We start from the raw sequence: 20,872 nt of genomic DNA, 5'->3' as shown, positions 1-20,872 counted from the left end.
ATGCAAAAAGCAATCAGGGGAATGGTTGAGAAAAAAGAAGGGGGAATCGGAGCGTTGAAAAAGATGATCAAAACCGTTATCAAATGGGCGCCGGTCGTTTACCCGATTGTTCGGAAAATCATGAAGGAACGCAAGGCGTCTAAACAAAAGAACACGTCCTCATCCCGAAAAGCCGGCTGAACCCGGCTTTTCAGCAAATCGACAAACCTGCATTCGTGATAAAACTCCAAGTGGGGAACGGCTGCTACATTCTCAGGGCGTCCTGCCTATACGCCGCCGTCATCACTTCGTTTGAAAGTCCGCTCCCAATGTTTGCCCGCCCTAGACTTCAAGGGTTTTCAATTCTGCGGAAAAGCCTAACACGTAAACGTGTTAGGCTTTTGCCAGCAATCTGATAGCCGGCTGAACCCGGCTGTTTTTTATGGGCCCGTTTTCCCTATTGCCCTCCGGATGTTCATTGACTTGCCATTCTCTCCATTATAGAATTTATGTACATTTCATTCCTTCACCATCCTTTCTGCCTATTCACTTTATTCCCGCATCTACTTGATAGGAGGTTTTTCTCATGCTTCATGGGCGACTTCGTGAAATTCTGCGCTTGCTGATGGCGGCTGAAGCCCCGGTGACGAGCTCGTTTTTTGCCGCGCAACTAAACGTAACGGCGCGGACGGTCCGCAATGATATAAAGGAATTGCAAAGCGTGCTGAGCGGCCATGGCGCCTTAATCCACTCGGCCAGAGGCTCCGGCTACAAGCTCCGCATTCATGACGAGCAGATATTCAGAACCCTGCTGCAAGATGTGCTTCAGCAAAAAAAGGGCCTGCCGGTGTTGCCGGAGGAGAGAATGGCCTATCTTATGAAACGGCTGCTGCTGGCGGAGCATTATCTCAAGCTAGATGAACTGGCTGAAGAACTATTTATCTCAAAATCTACACTCCAAACGGATTTAAAAGAAGTAAAGAAACGGCTTCTGCCTTACCGCATCGTCATGGAAACCCGTCCGAATTACGGCTTCAAACTGCGCGGGGACGAGGTGCAAATGCGGTACTGTATGGCCGAGTACATTGTTGATGAAAGAGAAACGGAGATTGATGTTCTGAATGAAAAGGCTGATATTTTGCCAAAAGAAGAAATTGAGATCATCCGGTCCGCCATCCTGAAAAAAATGAAAAGCGACCGTATTCCTCTCTCTAACTTGGGACTGAATAACCTCATCATCCATATCGCCATCGCCTGTAAACGGATCAGGACGGAAAACTATGTTTCTTTTTTTCAGGATGATATGGATCATATCTTGCATCAAAAAGAATATCAGGCTGCCGAAGCCATTATAAAAGAGCTGGAATCAGCTCTCGCCGTTACATTTCCGCAAGACGAGGCGGCTTATATCGCCATGCACCTCCTCGGCACAAAACGAATGACGCTGCCACAATGCGGGGAGGAGACAACGTCAATAGACGAAGAAACCGATCAGCTGACTTTTGCTATGATCAAAGCCGTTGATCGAGAACTGAAGCTTGGCATTCTGCATGACAAAGAGCTGAAAATCGGCTTGGCGCTGCATGTGAAGCCGGCGATCAGCCGCAACCGATACGGCATGAATCTTCGGAATCCGATGCTGGCAGCGATCAAGGAACATTATCCGCTCGCTTTTGAAGCCGGAATCATTGCAGGGATGGTCATAAAGGAACAGACGGGCATCGACATTCATGAAAACGAAATTGGATATCTGGCTCTCCATTTTGGCGCCGCGATTGAACGGAAAAAAACAGAGGTCCCGCCGAAACGCTGTATTATTGTGTGCGCATCTGGCGCGGGAAGCGCCCAGCTGCTGCGAGAAAAACTCCGCTCCCATTTCGGAAGGCGGCTCGATATTCTTGGAACCGCTGAGTATTACAGTCTTGACCAAATGTCCTATGACTCTATTGATGTAGTCATCAGCACCATTCCGATCAAAAAAGAGCTCCCTGTACCAGTGCTAAAGGTCAACACACTCTTGGGCGGAACCGACTTTACAAAAATCGAATCCATTCTAAGCGATGAAAAAGAAAAAGCGGTCCGCTACCTAAAAAAAGAACTCGTTTTTTTACAGAAGGATCTGCGCTCAAAACAAGAAGTGATTCAATTTTTAGGGCAGAAAGCGGTTGATTGTGGCTACGCCGATGAAGAAATCATAGATTCCATTTTTGAAAGAGAAGACATGTCGCCAACGTGTTTTGGCAATCTTGTCGCCATCCCGCACCCGCTCGTTCCGCAGACAAAAACGACGTTTTGGGCCGTTTGCACGCTCGAAAAGCCGATAGATTGGGAGGACCAGCGTGTTCAATTTGTCTGTCTGCTTTGTGTTGAAAAGGAGAACAAAGCGGATTTGCAAAGCATGTATAGATTGCTCGGCAGCATCTTGGATGACCCGGCAGCGGTGAACCAGCTGATCAAATGCCGTTCGTATCAAGAGCTGTCAGATGTGTTTGACAAAAAAATGCCGAGCTGACAGCCTGTATATACCTTTTTTCCGTTTCCTGCGGAAAAACCTTGAGTGTTTATGAAAGCGATTTCATAATATGATGATAGCAACAGCAGGACATAACAAAATTGATCAAACTCTAGGGGGTCTTTTATATGAATATATTACTCGTTTGTGCAGCAGGAATGTCTACCAGCTTACTGGTAAGCAAGATGGAAAAAAGTGCGCAGGAACAAGGAAAAGACTATACCATTTGGGCAGTTTCAGGCGATTCTGTACAGAATCATATCGATAAAGCGGATGTACTGCTTCTCGGCCCGCAAGTCCGTTACATGCTTCCGCAGCTGAAAAAATTAGGAGAGTCAAAGGGGGTTCCGGTAGACGTCATTAATACCGTCCATTATGGCACGTGCAACGGGGCGGAAGTGCTGAAATCAGCTGAGCAGCTTGGACATGTGTCATAGAGAGGGGCGGGCTATGTGAATAAAGTCAATCAGATCTTAGAAGAAAAGGTCATGCCTATAGCGGGAAGAATTGCGGGACAGCGTCATTTGCAGGCGCTGCGTGACGGTATCATCCTCACGATGCCGCTGATTATCATCGGTTCCTTTTTTCTCATCATCGGCAACCTCCCGATCCCGGGATACGCTGAGTTTATGGCAAAAACGTTTGGCAGCTCCTGGTCTGAAAAACTGGCCTATCCAGTCGACGCGACCTTTGAAATTATGGGGCTTGTCGCCGCGTTCGGCATCGCCTATCGGCTCGCCGAGAAATACGGCGTTGACGCTCTGTCAGCCGGAGCCATTTCACTAGCGGCATTTCTATTGGCAACACCTTATCAAGTGCCGTTTATACCGGACGGTACGACGAAAGAAATCATGGTCGGCGGCGGAATCCCGCTCTCGCTGATGGGGAGTAAAGGCCTGTTTGTCGCCATGATTATCGCGATGGTCTCGACAGAGATATACCGCCTCATTATCCAGCGCAATTTGGTCTTCAAAATGCCGGATGGCGTTCCGCCGGCAGTCAGCAAGTCATTTGTCGCGTTAATTCCCGGCTTTGCCGTCATCTTCCTGATTTGGGCGGCCCGGCTGATTGTTGAAGCGACACCGTTTGAAAGCCTTCATAATATTGTAAGCGTTTTACTTGGAACGCCGCTTTCTATTCTTGGAGGAAGCCTCGGGGGGAGCCTTGTGGCAGAAGCTGTCAAAATGCTTCTATGGGCCTGCGGACTTCACGGAGCTAACATTGTCGGCGGCGTCATGGCACCAATATGGTATGGCGCCATGGATGCCAACAGGATTGCCTTCCAAGCCGGTGAGGAGCTGCCTAAGATTTTCACCCAGCAGTTTTTCGATATATGGGTCAATATCGGCGGAAGCGGCGCCACTTTGGCACTGGTTGTCACGATGTTCCTGCGCGCCCGAAGCAAACAAATGAAACAGCTCGGCAAGCTTGCGATCGGGCCGGCCATCTTTAATATCAACGAACCGATTATTTTCGGAATGCCGATCGTCATGAACCCGATGCTCTTGCTTCCGTTTATCATCACGCCGCTTGTCACACTGACACTCACCTACATCGGAATGAGCACCGGCCTTGTCGCCAAACCGGCGGGAATCGCAGTGCCGTGGACCATGCCGCCGATCTTTTCAGGGTACTTGGCGACAGGGGGGAAAGTCTCAGGCGCGGTCATGCAAGCCATTAATATCGTTGTATCCTTTGTTGTCTACTATCCGTTTTTTAGAATGTGGGATAAGCAGAAGCTGAAAGAAGAAACCGATCTGGAGCTAACTCAAAAGCCGGCCATATTAGATGACAAAGAAGCGGCTCTCTAGAGAAAGGAAGTGAATCGCGTGAATGAGAAAATGGAGCACATTATTTTTCAAATCATCCTTCACGGAGGAAACGGAAGAAGCTCCGCAATGGAGGCCATTGCCGCTGCGAAAAGCGGTGACGCAGAAGAAGCGCGGAACAAGCTTCAAGAAGCCGCAGAGGAATTGTCAAAAGCCCACCACTATCAGACAGAGCTGATCCAAAGTGAAGCGGGCGGAGAAAAAACGGAAATGACGCTTCTGATGGTTCATGCACAGGATCATTTAATGAATGCGATGACAGTGAAGGATATGGCGGCGGAAATCATAGCGTTATATGAAAAGATTACCGAGCAAAGGGGAGCAAGCATATGACAAAAGGATTGAAGATTGTAACGATTGGCGGAGGTTCAAGCTACACGCCCGAGCTCGTGGAAGGGTTGATTAAACGGTATGATGAGCTGCCTGTTCGTGAATTATGGCTCGTCGATATCCCGGAGGGCGAAGAAAAGCTCAATATTGTCGGCACGCTCGCCAAACGGATGGTTGAAAAAGCCGGTGTCCCGATCGACATTCATCTTACGCTCGACCGGAGACAAGCGCTGAAAGACGCAGACTTTGTCACGACTCAATTCCGCGTCGGACTTCTGCAGGCAAGAGCCAAGGATGAGCGCATCCCATTAAAATACGGCGTCATCGGCCAGGAAACGAACGGCCCGGGAGGCTTGTTTAAAGGGTTGCGCACGATTCCGGTCATCCTTGAAATCGCAAAGGACATGGAAGAGCTTTGCCCGAACGCATGGCTCGTTAACTTCACAAACCCGGCCGGCATGGTGACAGAAGCACTGCTTCGCTACTCCAACTTGAAGAAAGTCGTCGGTCTCTGTAACGTTCCAATTGGCATCAAAATGGGCGTGGCCAAAGCGCTTGATGTGGATGTGAACCGCGTAGACGTCCAATTCGCCGGACTGAATCATATGGTGTTCGGGCTTGATGTTTTTCTGGACGGCGTCAGTGTGAAGGATCAAGTCATCGAAGCGATGGGGGACCCGAAAAACGCGATGACAATGAAAAACATCGCAGGCGCAGAATGGGAGCCGGAATTTTTAAAAGCGCTCAATATCATCCCTTGCGGCTACCATCGTTACTACTTCAAAACAAAAGAAATGCTGGAGCACGAACTGGAAGCATCACAAACGGAAGGCACCCGCGCTGAAGTTGTGCAGAAGGTTGAAAAAGAACTGTTTGACCTTTATAAAGACCCGAATCTCGCGATCAAACCGCCGCAGCTGGAAAAACGGGGCGGTGCTTATTACAGCGATGCCGCGTGTAATTTAATCAGCTCCATTTACAATGATAAACACGACATTCAGCCGGTGAACACGATGAATAACGGGGCAATCGCGAGTATCCCAGACGATTCCGCGGTGGAAGTGAACTGTGTAATGACGAAAAACGGCCCTCAGCCAATTGCTGTCGGCGACTTGCCGGTATCTGTCAGGGGCCTCGTCCAGCAAATCAAATCCTTTGAGCGTGTCGCGGCAGAAGCGGCGGTTACAGGCGACTATCAAACAGCGCTCCTCGCCATGACGATTAACCCGCTCGTTCCGTCCGACACAGTGGCAAAAGAGATTTTAGACGACATGCTGGAGGCGCACAAAGCGTACCTGCCGCAGTTCTTTAACAAAATTGAAGCGTAAAAAAAGCCGGCCTTCAGTGGGCCGGTTTTTTTACTTGCTTTCAGTAAGCGCTGCGACTTCGGTCGTCCATCCGAATTCGTCTGTGACAGCGCCTTTTTGAATGCCAGTAATCGTGTCATACAGTTTTTTTGCGATTTCTCCTGTTTCGCCGTTGTTGATCGCAAGTGTTTCATCCTGCCAGATCAGCTCGCCGACTGGAGAAATAACTGCTGCTGTACCAGTTCCGAAGGCTTCTTCAAGGATGCCGTCTTTATGGGCTTGGATGACCTCATCGATCGCAATTTTCCGTTCTGAAACAGGAAGTCCCCAATGCTTCAGCAAGGCGATGACAGAATTTCGCGTGATGCCTTCCAGGATGCTTCCGTTCAGCACCGGCGTTATGATTTCACCGTTGATTTTGAAGAAGATGTTCATGCTCCCGACTTCTTCAATGTATTTCTTCTCAATCCCGTCCAGCCAGAGCACTTGAGAAAATCCTTTCTCTTCGGCTACCTGTTGCGCTTTTAAGCTTGAAGCGTAATTTCCAGCGGTTTTGGCATTTCCCGTTCCGCCTTTTACCGCACGGACAAATTCACTTTCAACAGCGATTTTGACTGGTTTGATGCCTTCTTTATAATAAGAGCCGACCGGGGAGAGAATGATAAAGAGCTTATACGTATGAGATGCCGCAACACCAAGGAAAGGCTCGGTGGCGATGATGAACGGGCGGATATAAAGGGATGTGCCCTCCGCATTCGGAATCCAGTCTTTATCAATCGCGACAAGCTGTTTCAAGCCCTCGAGTACCTGTTCTTCATCGATTTGCGGAATGCAAAGGCGGTCGTTTGATTGATTGAGGCGCTCCATATTTTTTTCCGGTCTGAAAAGCAGGACATGGTCATCCTCTGTGACGTAAGCCTTTAACCCTTCAAACACGGTTTGGCCGTAGTGATATACCATTGCAGCCGGATCCATTGAAAAGGATTGATAAGGAATGATTCTTGGGTCGTACCATCCTTTATCCGCCGCATAGTCCATTACAAACATGTGGTCTGTAAACACTCTTCCGAACGAAAGCTGATTTGCATCTGGTTTCGGTTTTTTTGCCGTTGTCAATTCAACGCGAATCTCTTGTTTAGTCATGGTCAATCTCCCTGTTGTTAAATTGTTTGTATTATCAAACTTATTTGAAAATAATTTATATTCTATTGTATACCTTCAACAAATATTCGCAATAGGTTTGCTCAAATTTGTAAGAAATTCATAAGAAAAAAGCAGGAGACATTAATTCTCCTGCGTGTTCATTTGCTCAAACACCCTGTCGTAATCGGCTCGAGTGGCGTTCCGAAGACCTTCGACACGTTCATTTGTAATCTCTTGTTTGCCTTCCTTCAACCCGTCCAAGAAATACTGAACATATTCTTCGGCTGATATGCCGCGGTACGTCAGGCCTTGTTTATCGCGTGATTTTTGGTTTAAACCCGTGTCAACCATAGGCGGCGCCATTTCAATCACTTCCACGCTTGTGTCACGGAGCTGGTGTCTCAGCGTAAGCGAGAACGAGTGAAGGGCCGCTTTCGTTGCGCAGTACACCGGATAAACAGCTAACGGGTTAAACGCAAGCCCGGATGTGACCTGAACGATTGCCGCCTCGGGCTGCTTCATCAAATGAGGCGTGAAAAGGGCTGATAAATGGACAGGCGCTTGGACATTAAGTTCAATTTCATCTCCGTCCACAAAAAGCTCTTCCGTCCCTTTTGTAAAGTCGATTTCCTTTTGAATGCCGGCGTTGTTGACGAGAACATTCAGATTTGGGAATTTCTTTACCGCCCATTCATACAATGCTTCCCGCTGCGAACGGTCTGCAACATCACATTGCTTTGTATGGATGGTTGGGAGCTTGTGCTTCGCTTCTGTCAGACGCGCTTCGCTGCGCCCGCAAATAATGACTTCATTGCCGAGTTCCAGCAGCCGCTTGGCCAGCTCAAGCCCGATGCCCGCAGATCCGCCTGTGATTAACACGGTATTGCCTGTCATCTTCATTGATGTAACACCTCTTATTCAGTTGGCTGTGATTCCTTTACTATTTCAAATCTTAGCAGGAAATATGCAGCCGCGTCCTATGAGATGCTCAGGATGATGTGACTTTTCCAGTTTTATAAAATTCGTCAATTGCTTTATCGACATACACCCAGCCTTTCCAGCCGATGTGAATGGTGTCTTTCATGAAATACGGATCGTATTCATGCTTTGAGAAATCAGCAACCTGGAAGCCCTTGGCTTTGATCTGTTTATTCACCTTTTGGTAATAATCAGTACGTCCTTTTTTCGGGAAGCCAGTGTAGTCGTACCACTTTCCGTTAACAGGGATGGTGACAAACATAGGCTCTGCCCCCGCATCCTTCAGGATATCAAGCATCATCTCAAAATCACCGTATTCCGGTGACACTGCATACGATTTTCCTTTGTTTTTCCCTTTCAGCTTAGGCACTTTCGGCTTCAGCTTTTTATAAACAGGATTGTCAATGTAAAAATCGTTAGACCCTGAGTGGCGTTTTCCTGACTGATCTGCGAGTTTATTTAATTCAGACCATGACTGGTCCTTTACTGACTGCGAGATATAACGCTTTGGACCGGATGACTCCGTCGCTGAATAATACATGTCCTTCTTTTCCAGCATGCTGTAATAGACTTTTGCCGCCGGCTTCAGCGCGTTCACTTTCCACGTTTGGCCGTTTACGATTGCTTTGTACAGCTCGCATAGAATCGCGTCATTTTGCACGGCCTTAAAGCGCAGCATGCGTTTCATCATTTTCTTTTTCACATCGGAGTCGATCTGCTCGTTAAATGCCAAATCAAGCCCTTGCAGCGCAGAATAGTTCGGCGCGAAATGCTGTTCATCAGACCCGCGCTTAATAAACCATTGCGGAGACACGATGAATACGATTTTTTTGCCCTTCAGCTGATCCATATGGGCAGCGAAGTTTAAAGAGTGAATCAATGACTGTGATCCGCCTTTGCCGACAAGGTACGGCGTGAACCCCTCATTGTTCACCTGAAAATAATTAGATGGGTGGAACTCGTCCAGCCGGGAAAGCTCAGAAGATCCGTAAATCGGAAGGTATTCCGGATCTTTGAGCATTTGATCTTGTAAATAAAGCCCTTGAAACATACTCGGGTTCAAGGCTGTTGCCGACTCTTTCACCCGCTTATCGGTAATGAAGCCTGACAGCCATGAAGATGGAACTGCGATGGCGCCTGCGAATAGAATAAACGCCAAAATAATTGGACCGAAAAAACGCTTTTTCATTATTTCAACTCAGACAGCTGATTTACAATGTTGTTAGGCGTATTCCAAACATCCCGGTCAAATTCAGTGATCGGCACTAAAATATCAAAACGGTTTTCAATCGCAAGCAGCAATTCTACTGTTCCAAAAGAATCAAGCAAACCTTCTTCAAAAATGTCAATATCAGGATTTTCCTTTACGATGTCATCCTGGCAAACCTCTGCTAAAACGTCTAATACCTCTTGTTTAAATTCCATAGCTTTCTATTCTCCTTTAATGGTGGTGATGAAATAGTTTTCCTGAGAAAATATAAAATCCGAAGCAAACGAAATGGAAAGTGATCACAATTGCAAGAGCGGTTGTCCAGCGGTTGGACGGTAGCCATTTGTATTTCTTATTCCACTTCTCGAAAAAGTTGTAACATGTCATCAGCACGGCGTGATAGAGGCCGTAGATGATATATTGCGGCGCAAGCCCGTGCCAAACCCCCATCAGCATAAACAGCAGGAAATACCCGATGTTTGAGACGGCCATGCGGTTTTTAATCCACTTTTTCTTTGTCATCCAAAATACGAATCTCATAAACACATAATCCCTGAACCAAAAGGACAGAGACATATGCCAGCGATTCCAGAAATCTTTAATATTCTTACTGATAAACGGTTTATTAAAGTTTTCAGGTGATTTAATGCCCATAATATAGCTGACCCCGACGGCAAACATCGTATAGCCGGCAAAATCAAAGAATAAATACATGCTGTAGCCATACATGTAAAGCAGGTTCCCGAGAATCTTATGATGCGTGATCGCGGGAAGGTTCATGATGAAGTACGTGTTGATTGCGTAGCCGATAATAAACTTGTACAGGAAACCGATAAAGATTTTATGAATCCCTGTATATAATAGATCGGCGTATTCGTCTTTCGTCCAAGCCTTCTGTTCATCCTTGACGAACCGGCGGTATCTGTCGATCGGGCCGGAGGAAATCGTCGGGAAAAACAGGATGAAATACAGCAGGCGGTGGAGCGGCAGCTGTTCCTTCAGCAGACCGTCTCTTGCTTCCATAATCAGCTGAACGCCTTTAAAGGTTAAATATGAAATCCCTAAAAAGCTGATCAGGTTATGTGCCGGGTGATGCGGCTGCGGGTGTGAAAGAAACGGCCATATTTTCGACAAAAATAAAGGCAGAATCGCCGCGATCACAGCTCCGCAAAAGACAAAGCCGCTATTCGCTTTCTGCCTGTACGCCAAGTAGCCGCTGATCAAAAGCACCTGCCATATCGTAAACAGACACAGTGCGATGACCCCGTGTACGTCGTGCGAAAAAATTAATGCCAATATAATGATAGATATGAACATGTTGTATGCTTGAAATCTTTTTCCGTTCAGGCCGAGAATGATCGTCGGCAGAAGGAGAATGCCAAGCAGTATAAAGAATAAAAACGAACTGTAAGGCGTCATACAAGAACCTCTTCGCCGATGCGTTTCCGGTCAATCTTTCCGTTAGCCGTCATTTGAATGTGATCTTGGTAAATGAATTTTCTCGGGATCATATACGCTGGAAGGGAAGCGGCAAGCTCTTTTTTAATGGCGCTTGTCAGCTGGAATTCCTTCTGGAACTCATGCTCCTCAGGCACAATAGCCGCGATCAGGTATTCAACTGTTCCGTTTGGCTGATACGGAATCACGACAGCAGAGCGAACGTACTGAGACTGTCTCACATGGACTTCGATTTCCTCGAGCTCCATTCGATAGCCGTGAAGTTTGATTTGGAAATCCAAACGTCCTTGGCAGAAAATCTGACCCTCTTGGATATAGCCAGCATCACCAGTCCGGTATGCCCACTGGCCTTCATAAGAGAAAAACGCCTTTTCCGTCAGCTCAGGCTCACCAAGGTAGCCTCGGCTTACGCTTGGCCCCGCAATGACGATTTCTCCTTTTTCTCCATCAGGAAGCGGCTGTCCCTGTTCATCCATAATAAACATGTTCATATCAGGTTTGGCGAAGCCGACTGGCAGCGATTCGTTGCGGCTGATGACATCATCCGTAATTTCAACCGATGTGACAGCCACTGTGGCTTCGGTCGGGCCGTACGTATTAAAGATGTTTGCTTTCGGAAAACGCTCAAGCAGCGCTTTTGCAACAGAAACCGGAAGAACTTCCCCGCAAAACATAAAGGTGTCCGCATCAGGCAGCAAGTCTTGTGAGAAACCCGGGTCCATCAGGCACATTTGCACAAAGGAAGGTGTTGATGTCCACACATTCAGACCAGATGTTTTCAGCTCTTCGAATAATATTTTCGGCTTATTCACAGCATCTTTTGTCACGCAGTGTAACGTTCCGCCTGATTGAAGGCACGGATAAAGGTCCATGACTGATAAATCAAATGAAAACGGCGCTTGGTTTAAAAATGTTTTTCCTCCGTTAACTGGAAAGTCTGCGCAAATCCAGTTTGTGAAGCTTTGAAGATTCGCGGCGGAAATCTGCACGCCTTTAGGATTTCCCGTGCTTCCGGAAGTGTAAATGATGTAAAACGTCTCGTGATCCTTGACCCATTGATCTTGGCTGACAGTGCCGTCCGCGTTTTCCAGCAGTTCTTCTGCTGAAACCGCCTGAATCTGCTGGCCGAGTTCGTCAACTGGAAGCCCGGCTGCGTGGATCAGCAATTCTGCTCCAGAGCTTTCGATAATTTTCGCAATCCGCTCGGACGGAATCGACAGGTCAACGGGAATATAAGGGTGTCCCGCTTTGACGCTTCCTAAGAAGGAAACGATCATGTGCGGCTCCATATGGCCGTACACAAGGATAGGCGATTTCTTTTCCCCAGAAATGCGTTTTTGGATCGCGGCACCCGCACGGTCAGACTGCTCCCATAATTCCTGATATGTGAGCGACTGGCCTTGAGAGCGGAAGGCATCGGTTTGCGGATAAGATTCCGCATGTGTTTGAATAGCATGTAAAAGTTTCATCGTTATTCTCTCTCCAATTAGAAATCGTTATAAATATATGAACCGGTATTCGCGGTGTGAAAACCATACATGAAAAACAAAACAAGAAGTATAATCAAATAAAAACCTGTATGACATGTCCACTTGACAGCGGGCTTTTCATACAGCTGTTTCATCAATTGCAGCATATCAAAAGTTCCTTTCCCGTTTTTTCGACAATCACATGAGTATTGACGATTAGGTGCGCAAAAAGTTTCATCTTTTCCCTAAACTCCCTCAAATAAATATATCGGCGTTTTTCTATTGAAAATGAATCTTTATGCCTGATAGGGAAAAAAATGAATTGCCTGGTGATCATTTATAATAAAAGGATAAGACACAAGGGGTTAAAACGATCTTTTTAACTTTTAAAAAGCGTAAAGCACTTAAAAAAATTTTTCTGTATCTGTTCGTTCTAGTGAAAGCAGAAACCTGATGAAATCGGGGCGGAAAGCGTATAATAAGAAAGAAAACGCCTTCTTTCGGTATCTTGTGAAATGGGGGAGAAGTCATTATGATAGATAAGGAAGCAAAAGGAGTTTTTATCAAAGCGCCGGCTGAAAAAAAGTAAGCCTTTTAATAGAAAGGAAGAGGAAGATGAACCAAACAAATAAGGGTGAGGGTCAGACTGCGCCGGAAAAAGAAAGCATGGGGCAGATCCTTTGGCAGTTAACCCGTCCTCATACGTTAACGGCATCATTTGTGCCTGTGCTGCTCGGAACAGTATTGGCGATGTTTTATGTCAAGGTTGATCTGCTGCTGTTTCTGGCTATGCTGTTTTCTTGCTTATGGATCCAGATCGCGACGAACTTATTTAATGAATACTACGATTTTAAACGCGGGTTAGATACAGCAGAATCTGTCGGAATCGGAGGGGCGATCGTACGCCACGGAATGAAGCCAATTACGATTTTGCAATTAGCCCTTGCATCATATGGGATTGCTATATTGCTCGGCGTCTATATTTGCGCAAGCAGCAGCTGGTGGCTGGCTCTGATCGGCCTCGTCGGCATGGCGATCGGATACCTGTATACAGGCGGGCCGCTGCCGATTGCGTACACGCCGTTCGGTGAGTTATTCTCGGGCATTTGCATGGGTTCGGTGTTTGTGCTGATTTCGTTTTTCATTCAGACAGATAAAATCAATTTGCAAAGCATCTTGATTTCGATCCCGATTGCAATTCTTGTCGGCGCAATTAACCTATCGAACAACATTCGCGATATTGAAGAGGACAAAAAAGGCGGACGCAAAACATTGGCGATTTTGATGGGGCATAAGGGAGCTGTCACGCTCTTAGCCGCGTCGTTTGCTGTCGCTTATATTTGGGTTGTCGGCTTGGTCATCACCGGTGCCGCTAGCCCGTGGCTGTTTGTCGTCTTTTTGAGCGTGCCTAAGCCGGTTCAGGCAGTGAAGGGTTTCGTCCGAAAAGAATTGCCGATGAACATGATTGTGGCGATGAAATCCACAGCCCAAACCAACACATTTTTCGGATTCCTGCTCTCGATCGGGTTATTGATCAGTTACTTCCGGTAAAAAGAAAGACCGTATGTTTCGTGCGGTCTTTTTTTGTTACATTAGACCGCATTTTGTAAAAAAATTCACAAAACCATACTGGAAGCAAGGACGTCTAGTACATGGACAGCGGATAAAGGTCCGTTAAAGGAGATGATGGAAATGGATTTATCTGTAACGCATATGGACGATTTGAAAACAGTAATGGAAGATTGGAAAAATGAATTATTAGTTTATAAATTTGCGCTGGATGCACTGGATACAAAGTTCTCCATTATCAGCCAGGAGTATAACCTTATTCACGGACACAACCCGATTGAACATACGAAATCCCGTGTCAAAAGCTTTGAAAGCATCGTGAATAAGTTAATGAGAAAGGGCTGCGAGATTACGACGAAGGAAATGAAAGAGCACATTCACGACATTGCCGGTGTGCGCATCATTTGTTCCTTTATTTCTGATATTTATAATGTCGTGAATGTCTTAAAGCAGCATGATGACTTGCGAATCGTAAAGGTGAAGGATTATATTCAGACGCCAAAACCGAACGGCTACCGAAGCCTGCATTTGATCATTGAGATGCCTGTGAATTTAACAAACCGTGTGGAATATGTCAAAGCGGAAATTCAAATCCGGACGATCGCGATGGATTTCTGGGCGAGCCTTGAACATAAAATTTACTATAAATTGAATAATGACGTTCCGAAGCAATTAACAGACGAACTGAAGGAAGCAGCGGAGATCGCCCATTATCTTGATGAGAAAATGCTGGGGATAAAGAAAGAGGTGGATTAGAAAAGACGGCAGCTAAGTGCCGTCTTTTTTATTTGATATCTTCATAAATGTCAGAGGCTTTGGCCTTCATTTGTTTCTTATTGGTTTTCGGTTTCTTCTCTTTTTTCACAGCCTGATAGACAGCGGCTGTCACAAGATCGCCGGCCTGCTGGAGGCGATCTTTGCTGATATGCTCGATCGAGTCTTCGGGGGTGTGATACCACGGCTCGACTTCTTCGGTTTCCGGGTCTCCCCAAATAAAGTTGGCGGAATCAATACCGGCTTCGTGGAATGGCACGTGATCGGATGACCCTCCCTGTGTCAGAGACAGGCTGTCAAACCCGATGTTTTCAGCGGCCGTCCGACTGGATTCCCAAACATCGTTCGATTGGCCGTCCAATGTGTTGACATACAGCTCAGACGCATTTTCCCAGCTTGTGCCCACCATGTCAAAGTTGAAGTTCACTTCGCTGCGTTTCAACTCTTTTTCCGACAGATGATCTACATAATAAGATGAGCCGAGCAGGCCCAGCTCTTCTGCGCCGAAAGCGATAAAGCGGATTTCTTTATCAGAAGGAACGCTTTTTAAGACGCGCGCCATTTCCAGCATGACAGAGGTGCCTGAGCCGTTGTCATTTGCTCCGGGCGAAAAAGGAACACTGTCGTAATGGGCCGTCACGTACACAATGTCTGGATGTTTGATGTTCTTCGGTTTTTTGATCCCAATGATGTTCTGGGAGGTCTGGTTTGTGAATGCTTTTAGGTGTAAGGTTGCTTCTTTTTGCTGGGCAAGGGCTTCTCCGTCTTCTTTCTTAATGCCGACGACAGGGATGCCGACTTCATTGCCTGACAGATTTGGCGTCACAGGCACGAGGCTTTCTTTGTTGTTATAAATGATGACAGCCTTGGCTCCGGCGGCTTCAGCATGTTTGGCTTTCTCGTAAAACGTAAGGTCTCCTCTGGAAATCAAGGCGATTTTGCCCTTGGCGTCAGCGGTGAAGTCCTTTGGGTAGCCCAAGCCGGCATTGAAAAGCGGAGCCGTCAGCCCTTGTTTGTCAGTCGGGGCTGAGCCGGATGCCGCCCGTAGAAGAATATCGCTTCCTTCTGAAGACAGCGTTCCCTCGAGCCGGTCAGGAATATCGAATCGTTGTACCTTCACATCAAGCTTTACTTTTCTCATGGATGAAGCAATGAACAGGGCGCTCTTTTTTTCAGCGGCCGTTCCGGCTATTCTGGGGCCGATGGCTTCACTTAGCTGGGAAATGGTTGAGTACGCACGCTTTGCTTTGAAAGGAAGCTCTCGCTCGCTATCTGATATTTGTACAGCACGCGCGGCAGGGGTGATACTTTGTGGCGGCAAAAGAACTGTTCCGGCAGTTAAAACAGCCAACGTCACTACAGTCAAAAGCTTTTTCATCGGAAATAACCCTCCCTAATGTATGGATGGGGAATATTTCGGGAAGCTAAGGGAATTTCCTGCAAAATGGAGAGCATTTTTGAAAAGACAGTGCTTTATACCTGCAAAAAAACGCTTATGAATGGAGAGTCATAAGCGTTTTGGGATATTGGGCTATTGGAGTTTTAAAAACTTGCGTTTGCCGACTTGGATGATCATATTTTCTTTTATCTCTGCATCGGCATGAACATCTGTTATTTTCTCTCCGTCGATGCGGATACCTCCGTTTTGAATCATGCGGCGTGCCTCGCTCTTTGAAGAAAGGAGTTTCAATGTAACGAGCAGATCGACAATCGCGATTGTTTTCTCGCCTTCCCATTGCACTACCGGAATATCGTCTGGCAGGCTGTTTTCCTGAAAGACGGTTTTAAACGATTGCTCGGCAGATTCAGCTGCTTCCGCTCCGTGATACATTCGGACGATCGTTTTGGCTAAGAGCATTTTGGCATCCCTTGGATGAATGGCGCCGGTTTCTAAGTCTTTCACGAGCTGTTTTTTCTCTTCAAGCTCTAAGTCAGTTGCCAAATGAATGTATTTTTTCATCAGGCTGTCGGGCAGTGACATCGTTTTCCCATACATGTCGTTTGGGTGTTCATCAATGCCGATGTAGTTATTTTTTGACTTCGACATTTTCTCAACGCCGTCCAAGCCTTCCAAAAGCGGCATGAGGATGACGACCTGTTTTTCTTTGTTGTATCGTTCTTGGAAATGCCGGCCCATGAGGACATTGAAATGCTGATCTGTCCCGCCTAATTCAATATCACTTTCAAGAACGACGGAATCATAACCTTGCATCAACGGGTAAAAGAATTCATGAAGCGAGATCGGCTTTTGCATGGCGATGCGTTCTTCAAAGTCGTCGCGCTCCATCAGGCGGGCTACGGTTATTTTTCCTGCCAATTCAATGACATCCTCCAGACTCAATGTTTTCAGCCATTTCGAATTGTAGTGAAGCTCGACTTTTTCAGGATCCAGAACTTTTCCAAATTGTTGAAAATATGTTTTGGCGTTATGCTGCACTTCTTCATCAGTCAGCTGCTTTCTGGCTGCTGATTTTCCGGTTGGATCACCGATTTTTCCTGTGAAATCCCCAATTAACAGCTGGACAATGTGGCCGTTTTCTTGAAATTGGCGAAGCTTGTTTAACACAACCGTATGGCCCAAATGCACATCCGGTGCAGAGGGATCTAATCCAAGCTTAATTTTTAATGGTGCGCCTGTAGAAATAGATTTCACAAGCTTGGCCTTTAGTTCCTCCGGCGGTATGACTTCGTGGGCGCCTGTCATGTATATCTGAAGCTGTCTTTCGACTTCTTTTTGCTGTGCTGCTGTGAGTTGCTCAAAAGTTTTCATCCTTCTTCCTCCTTTTATAAAAACACAAAAAGAGCCCATCCCGAAAAGGGACGTGGCTCAATGCACGCGGTACCACCCTGGTTGAAGACATCGTCTTCCGCTCATTCGAATAACGGTATCCCGTTCTTTGCTACTAAGGTTCGCAAAGAAAGCTAGGGAAGGTAATTCACGTTTGCCTGTGTGCCGGCTCGCACCTTCCGCCGGCTCTCTGAAACAGGGAGACAAACCGCTACTGGATTCCCATCAAAGCTTATGTTGTATGAAGATTGTCAGCTACCTTTCTAAGCAGCTCTGTCAATGTTTTTTGTTCGTCTTTCGTCATGCCCGCAATAAGCTCAGTTTCCCCTTTGTGAAACTCCGGGTAGAGTTCTTCGATTGCTTGTTTGCCGGAATCGGTGATGGAGACAAAAACAAGTCGCCGATCTCTTGTGTCGATGCTTTTGCGGCAAAAATTCTTTTTTTCGAGCGTTTTGATCACGTTGCTTGCTGTAGCTGTTGAAATGCCTGACAGCTCAGCAGCTTTTCTCGTTTCGAGTGCTCCCCATACCCATAAATCATAAAGGATGGAGAAAGCTGTCCAAGAAAGGCCATAGGAAGAAAGAACCCTAGTCTCCATTTTGATACGGAGCTTTTGCGCAGATCGATACAGATTCGTCGCAATCGATATGGCTTCCAGGTTGAGTGACTCGATGGGCATTTGTTTAAGCTTAGAAAGTGTGTCGTGTTCTTCTTTCCGAAGCTGTTGATGTTGATAGGAACGTTCCATTTTTTATGCCTTCCTTAAATTATCAGAATCATTAGCTATGAAATGAATTGTAACAGAGTTTGTTCTGAACTTCAAGCCCATATATCGGTTGTATAAAAAAGACCTAAACAACACCACAATAAACAAAAACCCGCAAACGGGGGTGCCATCTTGCAAAAGTATGTTCAAGCCGTCTATAAACATGATCCGTTTCATCTCTTTTCAGCAGAGCATGTGGTGACATTAGCGATAATCGCTCTCTTGGCCATTTTGTTGTTTCTATTCCGCGAGGCAGCCAAGCGGCCTCAACTAAGCTTGTTTCTGCGCTATTTGTTTGTGTTTCTGCTGCTTGCTTCGCAAATCGGTTATCAAATATGGATGATCGCTACGGGCAGGTGGTCGGTGCGCACTTCATTGCCTCTCCAGCTCAGTGATCTATCGGTGTATTTGTCAGCCATTATGCTGGTGACTAAAAGCTGGAGACTGTTTGTATTTTTATATTTTGTCGGCATTGCAAGCTCGATGCAGGCACTTTTGACACCTGACCTCGGTATGTTTTCATTTCCGCATGTCCGATATATCCTCTTTTTTATGTCGCACGGGTCCGTGTTTCTGTCCTGTCTGCTGATGGCGGTGATCGGCACTTACAGAATGGGCCAGCGCTCTTTATGGATGACTGTCCTGATTGTCAATGTGTACGGCGTCTGCATTTACTTGATTGATCGTTGGCTTGGCGCGAATTATATGTATTTGACGAAAAAACCGGGCGGCTCTTCTCTCTTGGATGTTCTCGGGCCGTGGCCATGGTATATTGCCTCAGCTGAAGCCATTACGATCGCAAGCTTTTACATCCTTTATTGGCTTTACCGCATGTTCAAAAAGTGATTCCTTTTTTGTTGTATAGCACATTCTATTTAAAAAAATATTGTTGAATAGTGTTTAATTTTCTGAAATCGGGAATGTAACTTGTACAACACAAAGGGAGATGAATACCATTGAAGAAAGATGAAATTATGCATATCGTGTCATGCGCAGATGATAATTATGCTCGTCATTTAGGTGGAATGTTCGTTTCTTTATTGACAAACATGGACCAGGAGAGAGAGGTCAAATTATACGTCATTGATGGCGGAATTGAGCCTGATAACAAAAAAAGACTGGAAGAAACCACATTGAAATTCGGTGTGCCGATTGAATTTTTAGAAGTGGATACTAACATGTATGAACATGCGGTAGAAAGCAGCCATATTACAAAAGCGGCGTATTACCGCATCTCAATTCCTGACTTAATTAAGGATGAGAGCATCAAACGAATGATTTATATCGATTGTGACGCGATTATTCTTGAAGATATTTCGAAATTGTGGGATCTGGATATTGCGCCATATACGGTCGCTGCTGTTGAAGATGCGGGGCAGCATGAACGCCTGAAAGAAATGAATGTCACTGATACAGGGAAGTATTTTAACTCAGGTATCATGGTGATTGATTTTGAATCTTGGAGAAAGCAGAACATCACAGAAAAAGTCATCAACTTTATCAATGAACACCCAGACGAAGATTTTCTTGTGCTGCACGACCAAGACGCGCTGAATGCGATCTTATACGATAAGTGGTATGAACTTCATCCACGCTGGAACGCTCAAACCTATATCATATTAAAACTAAAATCGCCTGCGACGCTGTCAGGCCAAAAGCTTTATAGAGAAACGAGAGAGAACCCGGCCATTGTCCACTTCTGCGGCGGAGAAAAACCTTGGAACTCCAATACCAAACATCCTTATCGCGATGAGTATTTCCATTACATGTCGTATACGAAGTGGAATACAATCAGCAATCCGGCGATGAACCAATAAATTTTTAAAAAACGCTTTTGATCATCTCAAAAGCGTTTTTTTTGTTTGCCTCAGCGCGCGACAGAGCGTTGGTAAAAGCGCTGAATATGCATGGCGATATAGCATAATTCTTTTTCAGGGAACACAAAGCCGTATTCCTTTTTCACAAATGTGCCGATGCTTTGGGCACAAAGAAATGCATCCTTAAATCTCTCTTTAATAATCTCGATCATTTCTGCATCCAGCTCGTAAATGGATTCGCCCGCTTTGATATGCTGAATCGCAAAGCGGAGATGGGTCACAAGCCGTTCATAAGAAATGGTATCTTCCACAATATTGATGGACAGCTGAATTTCAATAATCTCGATGATATCACGGATCATTGTTGTAATATCTAACGTCTGTGTCATATCCCCGGCATTGTTTCTTGCTGTGTGGATATGCATGGCGATATTGCCGATTTCATCATCAGGAATGTGAATCCCCAGTGTATTTTTAATCAGCGCTCGAGCCCATAAGCCAATCTGAAATTCCTTCGGATAAAGGACTTTGATTTCATTCAGCAGCGGGTTTTTGATCACCATTCCATTGCTCAGGCGTTCGATCGCAAAGGACAGATGGTCTGAAAAAGCGACGTGAATGCGCTCGTTGATTTTGATGTTTAGCTCTTTTTCGGCATGGGAGATAATTTGCTCAGAAATCTGAATATGGTCTTCCGGCAATGTTTCTAAAATCTCTTCGAATTGCTTATAATCAGGAGTATCTTTTCTGACAAACGTTTTTTCTATTTTTGACGGATCGACAATATCATTTTTCTTTTTGTCGAACGCAATTCCTGCACCTAAGAGAATCTTCTCTTCATTTTGATCCTTTACGACGATAGCATTATGATTTAAGATTCTTTTAATTTTCATAGCTTTTTTGTCCTTTCATCCCCCGTTTTATGAATGAAAACGAATAAATC

Annotated in this window: 21 protein-coding genes and 1 other annotated feature; of the genes, 10 read left to right on the top strand and 11 right to left on the bottom strand. The window is 45.9% G+C overall.

The features are described from left to right. Positions 1-21 precede the first annotated feature (21 nt). The 6 genes from M1D98_RS18665 (at position 22) to licH (ending at position 5,978) form a co-directional block, all read left to right on the top strand. Complete coding sequence (locus M1D98_RS18665) at positions 22-180, top strand: hypothetical protein (protein ID WP_268522710.1); 159 nt, start codon at positions 22-24, stop codon at positions 178-180. Positions 181-565: 385 nt separating this feature from the next. Next, complete coding sequence (gene licR, locus M1D98_RS18660; protein WP_121643588.1) at positions 566-2,491, top strand: transcriptional regulator LicR; 1,926 nt, start codon at positions 566-568, stop codon at positions 2,489-2,491. 128 nt (positions 2,492-2,619) lie between these two features. After that, positions 2,620-2,928: a PTS lichenan transporter subunit IIB gene (gene licB / locus M1D98_RS18655; protein WP_003218755.1), complete on the top strand. Its 309-nt coding sequence runs from the start codon at positions 2,620-2,622 to the stop codon at positions 2,926-2,928. 15 nt (positions 2,929-2,943) lie between these two features. Continuing rightward, positions 2,944-4,302, top strand: coding sequence for a PTS lichenan transporter subunit IIC (gene licC, locus M1D98_RS18650; RefSeq protein WP_121643587.1), 1,359 nt, complete (start codon positions 2,944-2,946; stop codon positions 4,300-4,302). Positions 4,303-4,320: 18 nt separating this feature from the next. Then, a complete protein-coding gene (gene licA, locus M1D98_RS18645) occupies positions 4,321-4,653 on the top strand; it encodes a PTS lichenan transporter subunit IIA (protein WP_039075074.1) in 333 nt (110 codons plus the stop codon). Next, positions 4,650-5,978: a 6-phospho-beta-glucosidase LicH gene (licH, locus tag M1D98_RS18640; protein WP_121643586.1), complete on the top strand. Its 1,329-nt coding sequence runs from the start codon at positions 4,650-4,652 to the stop codon at positions 5,976-5,978. Before licA ends, licH begins: the two co-directional genes overlap by 4 nt. Positions 5,979-6,008: 30 nt before the next feature. On the opposite strand, the gene M1D98_RS18635 is transcribed toward licH, so the two are convergent. The 7 genes from M1D98_RS18635 to M1D98_RS18605 form a co-directional block, all read right to left on the bottom strand. Then, on the bottom strand, positions 6,009-7,100 hold the full coding sequence (locus M1D98_RS18635; RefSeq protein WP_039075076.1) for a branched-chain amino acid aminotransferase: 1,092 nt from the start codon (positions 7,098-7,100) through the stop codon (positions 6,009-6,011). Between the two features lie 141 nt (positions 7,101-7,241). Next, positions 7,242-8,000: an SDR family oxidoreductase gene (locus M1D98_RS18630; RefSeq protein ID WP_121643585.1), complete on the bottom strand. Its 759-nt coding sequence runs from the start codon at positions 7,998-8,000 to the stop codon at positions 7,242-7,244. An 88-nt stretch (positions 8,001-8,088) separates the two neighbouring features. Continuing rightward, positions 8,089-9,267 (bottom strand): D-alanyl-lipoteichoic acid biosynthesis protein DltD, encoded by a 1,179-nt coding sequence (gene dltD / locus M1D98_RS18625; protein ID WP_456279844.1) that lies wholly within the window; start codon positions 9,265-9,267, stop codon positions 8,089-8,091. Further along, on the bottom strand, positions 9,267-9,503 hold the full coding sequence (dltC, locus tag M1D98_RS18620) for a D-alanine--poly(phosphoribitol) ligase subunit DltC (RefSeq protein WP_039075079.1): 237 nt from the start codon (positions 9,501-9,503) through the stop codon (positions 9,267-9,269). Before dltC ends, dltD begins: the two co-directional genes overlap by 1 nt. Positions 9,504-9,519: 16 nt before the next feature. After that, positions 9,520-10,707 (bottom strand): D-alanyl-lipoteichoic acid biosynthesis protein DltB, encoded by a 1,188-nt coding sequence (gene dltB / locus M1D98_RS18615; RefSeq protein WP_121643582.1) that lies wholly within the window; start codon positions 10,705-10,707, stop codon positions 9,520-9,522. Next, a complete protein-coding gene (gene dltA, locus M1D98_RS18610) occupies positions 10,704-12,215 on the bottom strand; it encodes a D-alanine--poly(phosphoribitol) ligase subunit DltA (RefSeq protein WP_456279843.1) in 1,512 nt (503 codons plus the stop codon). The genes dltB and dltA overlap by 4 nt, the downstream gene beginning before the upstream one ends. Before the next feature lie 17 nt (positions 12,216-12,232). After that, positions 12,233-12,382, bottom strand: a complete 150-nt coding sequence (locus M1D98_RS18605; protein ID WP_039075082.1) for a teichoic acid D-Ala incorporation-associated protein DltX — start codon at positions 12,380-12,382, stop codon at positions 12,233-12,235. A gap of 448 nt (positions 12,383-12,830) precedes the next feature. Here M1D98_RS18605 and M1D98_RS18600 point away from each other — a divergent pair, with 448 nt between their 5' ends. Next, complete coding sequence (locus M1D98_RS18600) at positions 12,831-13,766, top strand: 1,4-dihydroxy-2-naphthoate polyprenyltransferase (protein WP_121643580.1); 936 nt, start codon at positions 12,831-12,833, stop codon at positions 13,764-13,766. A 141-nt stretch (positions 13,767-13,907) separates the two neighbouring features. Beyond that, positions 13,908-14,540, top strand: a complete 633-nt coding sequence (gene ywaC, locus M1D98_RS18595; RefSeq protein ID WP_100739848.1) for a GTP pyrophosphokinase YwaC — start codon at positions 13,908-13,910, stop codon at positions 14,538-14,540. Between the two features lie 28 nt (positions 14,541-14,568). On the opposite strand, the gene M1D98_RS18590 is transcribed toward ywaC, so the two are convergent. The 3 genes from M1D98_RS18590 to M1D98_RS18580 all read right to left on the bottom strand — a co-directional run bounded on the left by M1D98_RS18590 (position 14,569) and on the right by M1D98_RS18580 (position 18,094). Next, positions 14,569-15,936 (bottom strand): M28 family metallopeptidase, encoded by a 1,368-nt coding sequence (locus M1D98_RS18590; RefSeq protein WP_456279842.1) that lies wholly within the window; start codon positions 15,934-15,936, stop codon positions 14,569-14,571. Positions 15,937-16,089: 153 nt separating this feature from the next. Then, positions 16,090-17,328 (bottom strand): tyrosine--tRNA ligase, encoded by a 1,239-nt coding sequence (gene tyrS, locus M1D98_RS18585; RefSeq protein WP_456279841.1) that lies wholly within the window; start codon positions 17,326-17,328, stop codon positions 16,090-16,092. 43 nt (positions 17,329-17,371) lie between these two features. Beyond that, positions 17,372-17,584: a binding site (T-box leader), on the bottom strand. Then, on the bottom strand, positions 17,579-18,094 hold the full coding sequence (locus tag M1D98_RS18580) for a MarR family transcriptional regulator (protein WP_456279840.1): 516 nt from the start codon (positions 18,092-18,094) through the stop codon (positions 17,579-17,581). Its footprint overlaps the feature before it by 6 nt. A gap of 150 nt (positions 18,095-18,244) precedes the next feature. On the opposite strand from M1D98_RS18580, the gene M1D98_RS18575 reads away from it, so the two are divergent. Next, positions 18,245-18,958: a YwaF family protein gene (locus M1D98_RS18575; protein WP_456279839.1), complete on the top strand. Its 714-nt coding sequence runs from the start codon at positions 18,245-18,247 to the stop codon at positions 18,956-18,958. A gap of 110 nt (positions 18,959-19,068) precedes the next feature. Continuing rightward, positions 19,069-19,929: a glycosyltransferase family 8 protein gene (locus M1D98_RS18570; RefSeq protein WP_456279838.1), complete on the top strand. Its 861-nt coding sequence runs from the start codon at positions 19,069-19,071 to the stop codon at positions 19,927-19,929. A 50-nt stretch (positions 19,930-19,979) separates the two neighbouring features. On the opposite strand, the gene sacY is transcribed toward M1D98_RS18570, so the two are convergent. Next, positions 19,980-20,822, bottom strand: coding sequence for a transcription antiterminator SacY (gene sacY / locus M1D98_RS18565; RefSeq protein ID WP_121643556.1), 843 nt, complete (start codon positions 20,820-20,822; stop codon positions 19,980-19,982). Positions 20,823-20,872 lie beyond the last annotated feature (50 nt).

Source organism: Bacillus sp. K7 (genome assembly GCF_053903245.1).
Note: the sequence above shows the minus strand (reverse complement) of the source record. Positions and strands in the feature narration are given on the sequence as shown.